The following is a 14485-nucleotide window of genomic DNA, read 5'->3' as shown; positions in this document are numbered from 1 at the left end:
GATGAGAATAGGTTTGGTCGTTGAAGGCAGCTATCCATTTGTAAGTGGAGGGGTAGCAAGCTGGGTTCAAATGATTATCCCGCAGTTTAAAGAACATGAATTTACGATTTTCGCGATAGTCCCTCAAGTAAAAACAGAGGATGAATATCAATATGAAATTCCAAGCAATGTAAAAGACATCATTCTGATTCCTTTGCAATCAGAAAATGAAGCAAAACATATAAAAACTAATTTAACTAAACAAGAAGTACAGACACTTCAAAAATGGTTTACATTTCAAGCTAACGATACAACAGCATTACAAATATTAGGAAATAAACAAAAGCTAGGAACACCCCATTCCTTCTTCGAAAGCCGTGAATTTTATGCAATTGTTAAAGAAAGCTATTTATATGAAGAAAGTAGTGGATCCTTCTTAAATTACTTTTGGATGTGGAGATCTATGTTCACACCAATCATTCAAATTTTACAAATTGATTTTCCTGAATTAGATCTTATTCATTCTGTATCGACAGGGTATGGTGGATTGCTTGGTGCTGCAATTAGTGCCAAGTCCGATATACCATTTATTCTAACTGAACACGGTATTTATTCTCGGGAGCGTGAAGAAGAAATACTACAATCTACTTGGATACCAATTGAATATAAAAAAAGATGGGTTTCTTTCTTTCATCACTTGTCTCATCAAGCATATGAACAAGCCGCTGATGTAATTACGTTGTTCGGCCGAAATAGCGCATATCAAAAAGAATTAGGTGCTCCGGCCCATAAACTAAAAATCGTTCCAAATGGCGTTACTTTATCTGACTATAAAGGGTTACGTAAACCAAAATACAATTCGGATAAACTCATCATTTCCGCTATTATACGAGTTGTGCCAATTAAAGATGTAAAAACAATGATTTATGCAGCTAAATTATTATTAGAAAAAGATATTCCATTTATATTTTACTTACTAGGTCCTGATACAGAAGAAGCAGAATATGCTCAGGAATGTCGTGATTTAATTCAACAATTAGGATTAGAAGAGCATGTAATAATGACCGGCAAAGTAAATATTAAAGATTACTTAAAACAAACAGATATTCTCGTATTAACAAGTATATCTGAAGGACAACCATTAGCTATGTTAGAAGGAATGGCAGCAGGATTACCATGGGTTGTTACAGATGTCGGCTCTTGTAAGGAATTAATTTACGGACAAGATGAAGATCCTTACGGACAATGTGGATTTGTTGTACCACCTGTATCTCCTGAACAAGTTGCCATTTATTTAGAGTGGTATTATCGTCACCCTGAATCCATTCAACAATTTGGGGATAACGGGCGCAATCGTATTGAAGCGCACTATCAATTATCAGGTGTCGTTGATAGTTATCGTAAGCTTTACTTAGAAAGAGGTAAAAAAACATGGCAGGGATAGGATTTCGTTTACAAAAATTATTCCAAGAAGACTACTATTCTTCCAGAATAAAAGCGTACGGATTTTCATTATTTGTTACAGCTGGTCCTTGGTTAGTCGTTATTTTAGCAGTAACAGCTATTCGATACATTTTAAGTTTGTTCCATTCTATTTCAATTGAGGAACAGCGCCTTTTCACAATTTCAATTTCATACTGCTTCATTTTTTCTCAAATCATATATGGTGCCTTGCAGCTCATCGTAACTAGATATGTGGCCGACCTTTTATACGAGCAAAAAGCTGATAAAGTATTTTCTTCCTTTTTAGGAATGACGAAAATCACACTTTTTTTAGCTATTATCTTATGGATTTTGTTTGCAATTTTTACACCATTAGCCTTGTATTATAAAATTGTGATGCTATTTTTATTTTTAGCTTTAAACATCATTTGGATTCAATCCATTTATTTAACAGCAGCTAAAGATTATCAGTCCATCGCTCTTGCATTTTTAATTGGTTCTATTTTCTCCTTATCTGGAATTGCACTTATCGCTTACTGGCATCCAACACTTGGAATAGAACACGGATTGGCCCTATTACTTTTAATTTCTTTTACAATCGGGACTTTCATTACATTAGTGTGGTTAAGTATAGTTATTGTACGAATGTTTCCAAATAGTGATGCTACTGAACAATTTACCTTTCTTTCTTATTTAGATAAATATCCAGAACTATTTTGGTCAAGCTTACTTTACAATATTGGCATTTGGGTATATAACTTTGTTATTTGGTTCGGAGAAGGGCGAGGAAATATTGAAAACACGTTTATTTATCATCAAATTTATGATACATCTGTTTTCTGGGCTTATTTAAGCATTATCCCAACCTATATTTTCTTCGTAGTATCCATTGAAACAAGGTTTTATGAACGGTATAAGAAGTTCTTCGGTTCAGTTAAAAATGGGGCGACATTAAATACAATTTTACAATTAAAAGAATCAATGAACTTTGTCCTAAAGCAAGAAATGGAACGAATACTTCGTAATCAAGGTATTTTTTCTTTACTTATTATTTTTATAATATGGATGTTTAGTTCACAATCTGGGAACGTAACACTTGAATACTCTATTTTGCAGCTGACTATAATTGGTGCTTATGCAAACGGGATGGTCCTTGTTATCACGTTACTACTCTTATATTTTGAAGATCGTAAAGGGGCATTTCGAACATCAGCCCTGTTCTTTTTTGCAAACCTGTTATTAAGTCTTCTTCTACTTCCATTTGGATTTAATGGTTACGGTATTAGTTTTGCACTCGGATCTTCTATTACATTCTTATATGCTATTTCTAGACTCTTTACTTACATTAAAGATATTGATTACTATACGTTTTGTCAGTCAAATACTCCTATAAAACGGCGAACTTTCTTTACTAAATTTGCTAATAAACTTAATGGAAATAAATAAATAAAAACGACCTTTTGCTCCCGCAAAAGGTCATTTTTTTATCTGTTTATTAAACTTCTAGATAGCCATTTTTGTTATTTGATTGCCATCTCCAAGAGTCTGCACACATCTCTTCTAATCCGCGTTTTGCTTCCCATCCTAATTCACGCTTCGCTTTCGATGCATCTGCAAAACATACTGCCACATCACCAGGACGACGTTCCGTAATTTTATAAGGAACTTCCTTGCCTGAAACTTTTTCAAATGCTTCAACCATTTCTAATACACTATAACCAGTACCTGTACCGAGATTGTATGCATCTATCCCAGTAGTGCCAAGTACCTTTTCAAGTGCCTTTACATGGCCATTTGCTAAGTCTACAACATGAATATAATCACGGACACCCGTGCCATCTTTTGTTGGATAGTCATTTCCAAATACACTTAATTCCTTTAACTTCCCTACTGCTACTTGTGTTACATATGGCATTAAGTTATTTGGAATTCCGTTTGGATCTTCTCCAATACGTCCACTTTCATGCGCACCAAATGGGTTGAAATAACGAAGTAATGCAATACTCCATTCTGCATCCGCGAATGCTACGTCACGCATAATTTGTTCAATCATTAATTTAGTTTGACCATATGGATTCGTTGCACTTAATGGAAACTCCTCCGTAATTGGTGATGTTTCTGGAATACCATACACTGTTGCAGACGAACTGAAGATCATCTTCTTCACATCATGCTTCTGCATCACTTCACATAGCACTAATGTGCTTGTAATGTTGTTATGATAATACGTTAACGGAATTTCTACTGATTCCCCTACAGCCTTAAAGCCTGCAAAGTGAATAACAGCTTCAATTGTATTTTCTTCAAAAATCGTATCAAGTGCTTCTCGATTTAAAATATCTTCTTTATAAAATTTAAACTGTTTTCCTGTTATCTCTGTCACTCGATTTATAGACTCTACTGAGCTATTCGAAAGATTATCTACTACTATAATTTCGTAACCGTTTTTTAGTAATTCTACGCATGTATGACTACCAATATATCCTGCTCCACCTGTTACAAGTATTGCCATAATTATAGTCCTCCATATTTCATTCATTATAAACTTCTCAAAGTATATCACATATTTCTTATCATATGTTTATTATGCGAACACAGAAACTTACATTTTATCCCATGATTTTTTGTACAATACACGATTCAAATCAGGTAATAAAAAAACGCCACATAACAGACATCGCGTGGCGTTTTTTGATCAAATTACGTAACAATATACACTTAGAAAATGTGCAAGACTACCTAACAATACAAAAACATGAAAAATTTCATGGTGTCCCATATATTTAAACTCCAACCATTTTGGCTTCGCACCGTAAATAAACCCACCAATTGTATAAAAAATGCCTCCAAGTACTAAGAAAATAATACCTCCTGTACTTAGATTCTCAGCTAGCGGTGCAAAGAATAGAACAATTAACCAACCCATCAGAAGATAAATTGCTGTCGATAACCATCTTGGACAATTAAACCAAAACATTTTAAAAGCAATACCACAAATTGCCGTTGCATAAACTAAACAAAATAATAGTAAACCATTTGCCGAATTTAATGTAATTAAGCAAAAGGGTGCATATGTACCTGCAATTAATATGAAAATCATAGAATGATCTAGCTTCCTAAAGAAATAAATAACACGTTCACTGGCTACGACACTATGATACACAGCTGATGCCATATAAAGGACCATCATCCCGATACCGAATAAAATAACAGCTGTAATTGCAGCAACAGATGGCATCTTAACAGAAACTTTCACAAGCATAGCTAATAATGCAATAAATGATAATACAGCTCCTCCTAAGTGAGTAAATGCATTAACCGGTTCTCTTACATAAACATTCATATAAACACCCCTCATATAATTACATGTAGTTTTCATAACTACATGTAATTATATACATATTATCCGTGCGGGTCAACATTTACAATTCATTTGTTTCGTAATACCATATTTAAAGATATACTAAACATTAAGTTCCACTAAGTTATAAAAGTGAGGGGTTCTACGTGGAAAATATAAATAAATTACTTGAATCATTACATTTAGAAAAAAGTATTAAACTTGAGGATATCCCAAATGTCGACTTATATGTAGACCAAGTTGTCCAACTATTTGAGAATACTTATGCGGATACAACGAGAACTGATGATGAAAAAGTATTAACAAAAACAATGATTAACAATTACGCAAAAGGGAAATTATTCATCCCTATCAAAAATAAAAAGTATTCAAAAGAACATATGATTTTAATCAGTTTAATTTATCAATTAAAAGGAGCTCTTTCCATTAATGATATAAAAAGCTCCTTAGAAAATATAAATGCACCGTTAATAAACGATGATACATTCGAATTAAATACTCTATATAAAGATTACCTTTCTCTTACTGACACCAATGTGGAAAGCTTTCAGCAAGACGTGAATAACCGTGTTAAGGAAGTAAACGAGGTTTCTTCCTTAGAAGATCCAAAGCTAGAAAAGTTTTTATTACTAACATCCTTCGTGACTATGAGTAATATGTATAGACGTTTAGCAGAGAAACTAGTTGATGACCTCAAAGAAACTTAAACAAAAAAACTATCCACCTGTTAGAGGTGGATAGTTTTTTTGTTTACTTAATTGCTTCATGAACCTTTAATTGTTTCCCTTTAATCGTTGTGTTTTTCATAATTTTTAAAACAAGTGGTCCTTTTCCATTTAATATTTCAACGTAAGAAACATTGTCTTGTATTGTAATAATTCCTATATCTTCTGCTGTAACACCTTTAATTTTAGCAATTGTACCGACGAAATCTACCGCCCTAATTTTCTTTTTCTTCCCGCCATTAAAGTACAATTTCATAATTCCTTTGTTTAGGTCTGCATTTTTATCTTTCTTTATAATTGGTTTAGCATGTATCTTTTCCTCAAATACTGCTTTCCCTTTCATAACTTCTTCTTTTGAAGGTGCAAGTGCCTTTGGAATTTCAAAGCCAATGTACTCCTCAATCTCTTCTAAAAATCTATTTTCATACGGCGTCATGAATGTAATAGCTTTCCCGTTATTACCAGCTCGTCCCGTTCTTCCCGTACGATGTACATAACTTTCTTTTTCTAATGGAATATCATAGTTAATAACATGTGTAATATTATCAATATCAATTCCTCTAGCTGCTACGTCTGTCGCTACTAAATAACGGAACTTTCCTTTTCTAAAATCGTCCATAACTTCAAAACGATCTTCTTGTACCATACCACCATGTATCTTGTCACAAGGATAGTTAACGCGATCTAACTGTTTAAATACGTGATCTACATTTTCTTGTGTACGGCAAAAAATAATACAGCTATCTGGATTCTCAATCGTTGTTACATCTTTAAGAAGTGAAAGCTTCTCCTCTTCTCTCGTCTCAAAAAGTGTATGTTCAATTTTATCTGTTGTAATCCCAGCGGCCTTAATTTCAATATGCGTTGGCGAATCCATATACGTACGAGATAACTTTTCAACATCTTTTGGAAGTGTTGCTGAAAATAGCATTGTCATTCGTTTTTTAGGTAATTCGTCAATAATTGCCTCTACTTGATCGATAAAACCCATATTCAGCATTTCATCTGCTTCATCAATAACTAAATACTTCAAACACTCTAAAGAAAGGGTACCTTTTTCAATATGATCTAACACACGGCCAGGAGTCCCAACTACAATATGTGTTTTTTGCTTTAACTCTAATTTTTGACGTGCAAATGGAGATTTACCATAAACTGCAGCGGCCTTAATTCTTTTGAAACGACCTATATTCGTAATATCTTCTTTTACTTGCACCGCAAGCTCTCTCGTCGGTGTTAAAACTAAAGCTTGTGGCTTATTCTCTTCCCACTCCACCATTTCACAAAGTGGTATGCCAAATGAAGCGGTTTTTCCACTTCCAGTCTGTGATTTCACGACAAGGTCTTTCTTTTGCAAGGCAACTGGAATAACCTCTCCTTGCACTTCCGTTGGATGTTCATATCCTAAACCAGTAAGTGCTCTTACAATTTCTTTACTTAATGCATAATCGGTAAAACTTCTTTTACTCATGTAATAACCTCATTTTATTCTGTATTTAATAATTATATTTTTTATTCCCCTACATTTAATTATACTAAGAGGATATATCAAACTAATATTTTTAATTCGCTAAAACATCAACTTAACCTAAGTATAACTCTTTTTATATTGTTTTTTAAAACAACATAATAAAGGACAGTCTTAATAATAAGCCTGTCCATCTACATAACGAAAAATATTTTTTTTCAGATTTTCCCTTTACGGAACTAGCCTTTTTACAACCGGTATTCTTTGCAATACTAAAGTTATTAACATACTAAGGACAAGTGTAATAATTACATTTATAGGTATTGCCAATATTGCATGTACATGTGCATTCACCTTTGGAATGACTATGTATAGATAATTATTTAATAAGAAAAAGTGAAGAATATAAATCCCAAGACTTGCCTGGTTTATGCCACGTAATAAAAATGGCAATTGCCTTTCTGAATTTTGGAAAGCATATTTAAAAAAGACAAATAACCCAATTGCCATAAGTACAACACCTGGCGCAAAATATTCATACCAATATTGATCCAGCTGTCCATTTGCTTTCAATGTATAATGGTATGTCATAAAGAATGTACCAATACATCCTACAACTCCCCCAATATAAGAAATATTCCGCCATTTTTTCGCAATATCATAATTTGATAAGTAATAACCAAGTAGAAAATATCCTACATAATTTGTAACATAAAATAATTCAATATTAAAGTTGATAGGATAATAATAGTTTACTAGTTTAACTATTACAGATGCATATAGCCATAAAATTAAAAAATATTCTATCTCTCTCTTCTTAGCATTTTTCACAAATACTTTCAGTAAAGGTGCGATTAAATATATTCCTACAATCATATATAAGAACCATAGATGTAACCCGATACTATTTGTTAAAAAGTACTTTATCCCTTGCTTTAAAGAAGCCGGAAAATATCCTACGCAAGCCCCATAGATGTAAAATATAGCACTCCAACCTATAAAAGGTATAATCACTTTACTTGCACGTTTCTTTAAAAATTCCCCAATAGAAGTATCTTTTGTTCCCTTTAATAATAGGGCTCCACTAATCATTACAAAAATTGGTACACTAGCACGCGAAAGTGAGTCGTAAAAATTACCAGCCAGCCAACGCGACACGTTATTTGAATCTAACGTAGAAACATAACCAGCAGCAACGTGAATTGTAACGACCGCAATTGTCGCTAATACACGTAGCCAATCCATATACACTAATCGTCCCATAAAATCTCCCCTAAATTAATATATTTCTCTATTATTCTACAGTAATCGATTACACATTAAAATACATTGTAGCCATATAAATCCAAAAATATTAAATAAGCTTTATTTTTTAAAATTAAACATTAAAACCTTTGACTTATTACTAAAAATACTGTAAATTATCATTTGGACGAACATTTTTAAGTAAACTATGCAAAATATTCGTATTTTAGGGGTGTAAATGATGGAAAACGTATTTGACTATGAAGACATTCAATTAATTCCTGCAAAATGTATTGTAAATAGCCGATCTGAATGTGATACAACTGTCACTTTAGGAAAACATAAATTTAAATTACCTGTCGTACCTGCAAATATGCAAACGATTATTGATGAAAGAATCGCAACTTATTTAGCTGAAAATAATTACTTCTATATCATGCATCGTTTCCAACCAGAGAAACGAATTTCATTCATTAGAGATATGCAATCACGTGGATTAATTGCTTCAATCAGCGTTGGTGTTAAAGAAGACGAGTACGAATTCGTACAACAATTAGCTGCTGAGCAACTTTCACCTGAATACATTACAATCGATATCGCACATGGTCACTCTAACGCTGTGATCAACATGATTCAACATATTAAAAAACATTTACCAGAAAGCTTCGTTATCGCTGGAAACGTTGGAACTCCAGAAGCGGTAAGAGAATTAGAAAACGCTGGTGCTGATGCAACAAAAGTTGGCATTGGACCTGGTAAAGTTTGTATTACTAAAATTAAAACAGGCTTTGGAACTGGCGGTTGGCAGCTAGCTGCACTTCGCTGGTGTGCAAAAGCCGCAAGTAAGCCAATTATCGCTGACGGTGGTATTCGTACACATGGCGACGTAGCTAAATCAATTCGGTTTGGAGCAACTATGGTTATGGTCGGTTCTCTATTCGCTGGTCATGAAGAGTCTCCAGGGGAAACAATCGAAAAAGATGGCAAACTTTATAAAGAGTACTTCGGCTCAGCTTCTGAATTCCAAAAAGGTGAGAAGAAAAACGTTGAAGGTAAGAAAATGTTCGTTGAGCATAAAGGTTCTTTAGAAGACACTTTAATCGAAATGGAACAAGATCTTCAATCCTCTATTTCTTACGCTGGTGGAACAAAATTAGACGCAATTCGTACTGTAGATTATGTAGTCGTGAAAAACTCTATTTTCAACGGCGATAAAGTATATTAATTCTTAAATTTAACTCGAAGGACAAGCATTTTTTATGCTTGTCCTTCTTTTTCATGTATAAAAATGTAAAATATTTTTATTTTACTGAATTTTCTAGTATCATGTTTTTAGATACTTATAATAAGGGGGATATAACAAATGAAAAATGTAATTGAGAAACGCCTTATTCGCGCGGAAGTCCCTGCTGAATTAACATGGGATCTTTCTAATTTATACGAATCTGATAAAGAGTGGGAAACTGCATTACGTGTATTAACAGACGATATAAAAAAACTTGATGCATTTAAAGGACAATTACACACTGGTCCCGCTACCTTATTAAATTGCCTGCTTTTAGAAGAAGAGCTTTTAATGAAGTTAACAAAACTCGGCACATATGCAAATTTAAAAGAATCCGCTGATCGTACAGATTCAGTTATTCAAGCGAACTCTTCCAAAATTTCCGCTCTAGGAACGAATGTACATACCGCACTATCCTTTATTCATAACGAAATTCTCTCATTTGAGGAGGGAACAATTGAAAAATATTTAACTGAGGAAATAAAACTTGAACCTTTCCGTAAATCATTACTAGAGATACTCAAAAAGAGGCAGCACACTCTCTCTCCTGAAACAGAAGAAGCTCTTGCTGCACTCGGCGAAGTTCATAGTTCACCCTACAAAATTTACGGCATGACTAAATTAGCCGATATGGATTTCCCTTCTATACAAGATGAACAGGGAAATGATTTGCCTGTATCGTTTGCATTATTCGAAAGCAAATATGAATTTTCTCCAAGCGCATATATACGTAAAAAAGCATATTCATCATTTGTTTCCACATTGAAACGATATAAAAATACAGTTGCAACAACATATGCTACTGAAGTAAAAAAACAAGTGGCGCTTTCTCGTTTGCGCAAGTACGAGTCCGTTACCCATATGCTTTTAGAACCTCAAAAAGTTCCACTTGAAATGTATAACAACCAACTAGATATTATTTATAACGAATTAGCGCCTCATATGCGCCGTTTTGCAGATTTAAAAAAGAATGTATTAGGGCTTGATCAAATGCTTTTCTGTGACTTACATGCACCGTTAGATCCTGAATTTAATCCAACAATCACTTACGAAGAAGCTGGCAAACTCATTCAAGATTCTTTAAAAGTATTAGGAAATGAATATAGTTCCATTATCGAAAAGGGCTTCAAAGAAAGATGGGTAGACCTTGCAGATAACGTAGGAAAATCAACAGGTGCCTTCTGCTCTAGCCCATACGGTTCTCACCCTTATATTTTAATTACATGGCAGGGTACGATGCGCGGGTGTTTCACATTAGCTCATGAATTTGGACATGCTGGTCATTTTTATTTAGCAAATAAAAATCAGCGTATTATGAATGTGCGTCCATCTATGTACTTCGTTGAAGCTCCATCAACGATGAATGAATTACTATTAGCCCAGCATTTACTTGCGACTACTGAAGATAAGAGAATGCGCAGATGGGTTATTCTGCAACTACTCGGCACATATTACCACAACTTCGTTACCCATCTACTTGAGGGAGAATATCAAAGAAGAGTATACGCTCTAGCAGAAGAAGGGCAAGCACTCACAGCTACAACTTTAACTGAAATAAAAACGAAGGTCCTTTCGATATTCTGGGGAGATTCCGTAGAAATTGATGAAGGCGCCGGTTTAACATGGATGCGTCAACCTCACTATTATATGGGCTTATATTCTTACACATATTCTGCGGGACTAACTGCTTCTACCGCTGTAGCTCAAATGATTAAAGAAGAGGGACAACCTGCTGTTGATCGCTGGCTTGATGTACTCCGTGCAGGCGGTACAATGAAACCACTTGAATTAATGAAACACGCTGGAGTAGACATGTCAAAACCAGATGCAATCCGTAAAGCCGTTTCTTACGTCGGTTCCTTAATTGATGAATTAGAACGTTCTTATCAAGAATAAAAATAAGCCCTCGCTTTATGAGGGCTTATTCTATATTTACTTTCCAAATCTTTTGCGGTATCCGCACTTTCTACATAGTTCTTCTACTGCAACCCTTTTTGAAAATCCATCTACAATATTGTTCGCTCTTTCGCCTTCAATAATATTAGAGAATGAATCATTATTAATATTTCCAAGATTAATAATTCCCTCACCATCTAGACAACAAGGAATAACCGTTCCGTTCGCTAAGATTCCAGCCTGATTTCGAAGACCATGACAGAATCCTTTTCCATCATCCTCTTCTTCATGCAATGCCGGCCACTGGAATTCATAGTCTTGATTAATAAAGACACGTTCCGCAATTTTTATACCTTTTCCCGGTGTAAGCTTCTCTTCAATTTGATAAGATAGATCAAACTCATTTTCAATTATAGATAATAAATCCCTATTTTTTTGGATTTCAGCATTTGTTTTATTATCCTGAGTTAAATTCCATAATCTTAGTGAAACGATTAAGTCCGATTGACTTGTTGCCTCTCTAATGAAAGAAAGTATACTCCTTACATAGCCCTCTTTATCTTGCGAACCTGGGTGTCCATCAAAACTGTGCAGTGAAAAATTCATTTGTCTTAGAGCTGGCTTATTTAACAGTCTATGCCTTCTCTTATTAATTAACGTTCCGTTCGTTGTAATATTAACTTTAAACCCTTTTTCATGGCTTAAATCTAATAGTTGATCTATTTTCGGATGGAGCAACGGCTCACCCTTCACGTGCAAATAAATGTAGTCTGTGTGAGGTTTAATTTGGTCTAATCTTTTAGCAAAATCCTCTACAGAAATGAATTGCTTCTGCCTTTCCGTCGGCGGACAAAAGCTGCACGCAAGATTACATACACTCGTAATCTCCAAGTAAAACTTCTTAAACTTCTTCACCTTTAATTCCTCACTTCTATGACTACTTATACTTTTTCCCTCTTCATATTACAGCATATTTTTTTAGAAATAGAAACATACTTATTTTAGGAAATCTACATACCATCTATTAATGTTTAAAAGACCATCGGTGATTTTTGTCCAATGGTCTTTTTTACTCTTTATATACAAATGAAAAATTTATTTATGATACGGTTCACCACGATTAATCCGAAACGCTCTATACACCTGCTCAAGCAATACTAATCGCATTAATTGATGTGGTAATGTCATCTTCGAAAAAGAAAGAGATTCGTTTGAACGCTTCATTACTTCAGAACTAAGCCCCAGTGATCCACCAATTACAAATGTGATCTTGCTCTTTCCATATGTAGCAAGGCGATCTATACTTACCGCAAATTCTTCTGATGATTTTTGTTTTCCTTCTATAGCTAACGCAATGACATGCGTATCATCAGAAATTTTATCCAGTATACGAATACCTTCTTTTTCTTTTACAATTAACATTTCTGCTGCACTTAAATTTTCTGGTGCCTTTTCATCTGGCAATTCAATTACTTCTACTTTTGCGTAAGAAGATAATCGTTTTAAGTATTCTGCTATACCTTGTTTTAAGTATTTTTCTTTTAATTTTCCGATTGAAATAATCGAGATATTCACATTTATTCCCCACCTTACAAACACGTTATCCACAGGACTTATCCACATATCCACAAATGTTACCCACATATTGTGTGAGAATCTGTGTTCGATACAACATATGTCGCCTCATTTTGACAAAATTCACATGTTTTTTTCTCTTCTTTAGAGTTATCCACATTGTTAATAACCGGTGCAACTTCACACTCATCCACAATGATATCTAATGCTAATTCAACATGTTCTAAACAACAAGGTAAATTCATATTCTTCACCTCACTTTTCTACAATAGAAAACAGGAGGTAGACCCTCCTGTTTTTAATACTTTTGAATGCCTAATTTCACCGTTGTTGTCGCTCGTTTTGTACCACGATAAAACGTAAGAGTCATTTTATCATTAATTTTTTTATTATATAAGGCCGTGCGGAACCCAATAATATCGTGCACCGCTTTTCCATCTACCGCCACAATAACATCATGTTCTCTAAGACCCGCATCCGTACCTGGCGAAGGACTTTTCACATCTAAAATGCAGACTCCTTCTGTTACGTTACCTGGTAAGTGTAATGTTTTTGACCAATAGTAACTCGGAATCTCATTTAATGATCTTAGTTCAATCCCAACGTAAGGTCTTCTTACTTTACCGTACTTTTCTAGTTCATTCATAATAGGAACAGCTCTCGTAACTGGAATAGCTAGTCCAATTCCTTCTACTTCTTTTGCTGCAATTTTCATTGAGTTAATACCTATTAATTGTCCCGCTACATTTACAAGCGCTCCACCACTATTACCTGGATTAATTGCCGCATCTGTTTGCAATACTTCTACTTGCCAATCGTAATGTCCATCTTGATCTAAATCTACAGGAACAATACGCTCATTAGCCGAAATAATACCTTGTGTGACAGTTCCGGAAAATTGTAACCCCAGTGGATTTCCAATCGCAATAACTGGTTCTCCTCTACGAACGGTATTAGAGTCGCCAATTTCAATCACTTTCTTCACATGCTTCGCATCTATTTCTAGTACAGCTAAGTCCGTGACTACATCGGTTCCTAATACTTTACCTGGAATTTTCTTACCGTCACTTAAGCTCACTTCAATACGATTCGCCCCAGCAACAACGTGGTTATTCGTTACAATATACGCATGTCCATCTGTTCTCTTATAAATCACACCAGAGCCTGTACCAGCTTCCGAATCAGCCTCTGAAAAATTGTCTCGTTGAATATTAATAACACCAACAACAGCCTCTGAAGCACGATCAACAGCGTCTACAAAGCTAATCTGTTTAACAGGAACATTTCCACTTTGAGCTTCAGCCATATTTTTTTCACTTGCTTCAGCTTGCGGAAGCTTACCTGCATGATTTGAAAATAAAGGAGCTCCAAATGCAAATAATGAAGCCCCTACAATTGTCCCCGCTATACTAGAAATGACAATACCTTTATGTTTCTTTTTCCCTGCACGTTTAATACGATATTTTTCTTCATCAATAAAGGACATATTTGTTCACCTATCTTCCTGA

At 34.5% G+C, this 14485-nt stretch carries 13 protein-coding genes; 5 read left to right on the top strand and 8 right to left on the bottom strand.

Annotation, left to right across the window (positions count from 1 at the left end; translation table 11 throughout):
• Window position 1 precedes the first annotated feature (1 nt).
• Window positions 2-1423 (top strand): GT4 family glycosyltransferase PelF, encoded by a 1422-nt coding sequence (gene pelF, locus B5P42_RS03955; protein WP_113733692.1) that lies wholly within the window; start codon window positions 2-4, stop codon window positions 1421-1423.
• Complete coding sequence (pelG, locus tag B5P42_RS03950; protein WP_113733691.1) at window positions 1411-2868, top strand: exopolysaccharide Pel transporter PelG; 1458 nt, start codon at window positions 1411-1413, stop codon at window positions 2866-2868. The genes pelF and pelG overlap by 13 nt, the downstream gene beginning before the upstream one ends.
• A 49-nt stretch (window positions 2869-2917) precedes the next feature.
• Here the strand turns inward: pelG and galE are convergent, their stop codons facing one another.
• Window positions 2918-3934 carry a UDP-glucose 4-epimerase GalE gene (gene galE / locus B5P42_RS03945; protein WP_113733690.1) on the bottom strand — a complete coding sequence of 339 codons (1017 nt, stop codon included), beginning with the start codon at window positions 3932-3934 and terminating at the stop codon, window positions 2918-2920.
• A gap of 183 nt (window positions 3935-4117) precedes the next feature.
• Complete coding sequence (gene trhA / locus B5P42_RS03940) at window positions 4118-4765, bottom strand: PAQR family membrane homeostasis protein TrhA (protein ID WP_002016441.1); 648 nt, start codon at window positions 4763-4765, stop codon at window positions 4118-4120.
• A gap of 164 nt (window positions 4766-4929) precedes the next feature.
• Here trhA and B5P42_RS03935 point away from each other — a divergent pair, with 164 nt between their 5' ends.
• Window positions 4930-5490, top strand: a complete 561-nt coding sequence (locus B5P42_RS03935; protein ID WP_113733689.1) for a DUF1836 domain-containing protein — start codon at window positions 4930-4932, stop codon at window positions 5488-5490.
• Between the two features lie 43 nt (window positions 5491-5533).
• On the opposite strand, the gene B5P42_RS03930 is transcribed toward B5P42_RS03935, so the two are convergent.
• Together B5P42_RS03930 and B5P42_RS03925 are read right to left on the bottom strand one after the other, a co-directional pair.
• Entirely contained in the window at window positions 5534-6979 is a 1446-nt protein-coding gene (locus tag B5P42_RS03930) for a DEAD/DEAH box helicase (RefSeq protein ID WP_113733688.1), read from the bottom strand.
• 228 nt (window positions 6980-7207) lie between these two features.
• On the bottom strand, window positions 7208-8239 hold the full coding sequence (locus B5P42_RS03925; protein ID WP_002130174.1) for an acyltransferase: 1032 nt from the start codon (window positions 8237-8239) through the stop codon (window positions 7208-7210).
• Between the two features lie 223 nt (window positions 8240-8462).
• Between B5P42_RS03925 and guaC the strand changes: the two genes are divergently transcribed.
• Window positions 8463-9446, top strand: coding sequence for a GMP reductase (guaC, locus tag B5P42_RS03920; protein WP_002068771.1), 984 nt, complete (start codon window positions 8463-8465; stop codon window positions 9444-9446).
• Between the two features lie 138 nt (window positions 9447-9584).
• The gene (pepF, locus tag B5P42_RS03915) at window positions 9585-11402 is read left to right on the top strand and encodes an oligoendopeptidase F (protein WP_113733687.1); all 1818 of its coding nucleotides are present in this window, start codon (window positions 9585-9587) and stop codon (window positions 11400-11402) included.
• Window positions 11403-11438: 36 nt separating this feature from the next.
• Here the strand turns inward: pepF and B5P42_RS03910 are convergent, their stop codons facing one another.
• The 4 genes from B5P42_RS03910 to B5P42_RS03895 form a co-directional block, all read right to left on the bottom strand.
• Window positions 11439-12317, bottom strand: a complete 879-nt coding sequence (locus B5P42_RS03910) for a radical SAM/SPASM domain-containing protein (protein WP_002016446.1) — start codon at window positions 12315-12317, stop codon at window positions 11439-11441.
• Window positions 12318-12497: 180 nt separating this feature from the next.
• The gene (gene rlmH, locus B5P42_RS03905) at window positions 12498-12977 is read right to left on the bottom strand and encodes a 23S rRNA (pseudouridine(1915)-N(3))-methyltransferase RlmH (RefSeq protein WP_002130178.1); all 480 of its coding nucleotides are present in this window, start codon (window positions 12975-12977) and stop codon (window positions 12498-12500) included.
• 59 nt (window positions 12978-13036) lie between these two features.
• Complete coding sequence (locus B5P42_RS03900) at window positions 13037-13222, bottom strand: CxxH/CxxC protein (protein WP_002035001.1); 186 nt, start codon at window positions 13220-13222, stop codon at window positions 13037-13039.
• Window positions 13223-13275: 53 nt separating this feature from the next.
• Window positions 13276-14463 carry a S1C family serine protease gene (locus B5P42_RS03895; protein ID WP_002035000.1) on the bottom strand — a complete coding sequence of 396 codons (1188 nt, stop codon included), beginning with the start codon at window positions 14461-14463 and terminating at the stop codon, window positions 13276-13278.
• Window positions 14464-14485: the final 22 nt, after the last annotated feature.

The organism is Bacillus sp. SRB_331, from assembly GCF_003264175.1.
Classification (GTDB): domain Bacteria; phylum Bacillota; class Bacilli; order Bacillales; family Bacillaceae_G; genus Bacillus_A; species Bacillus_A mycoides.
This window is presented reverse-complemented; position numbering and strand designations above follow the sequence as displayed.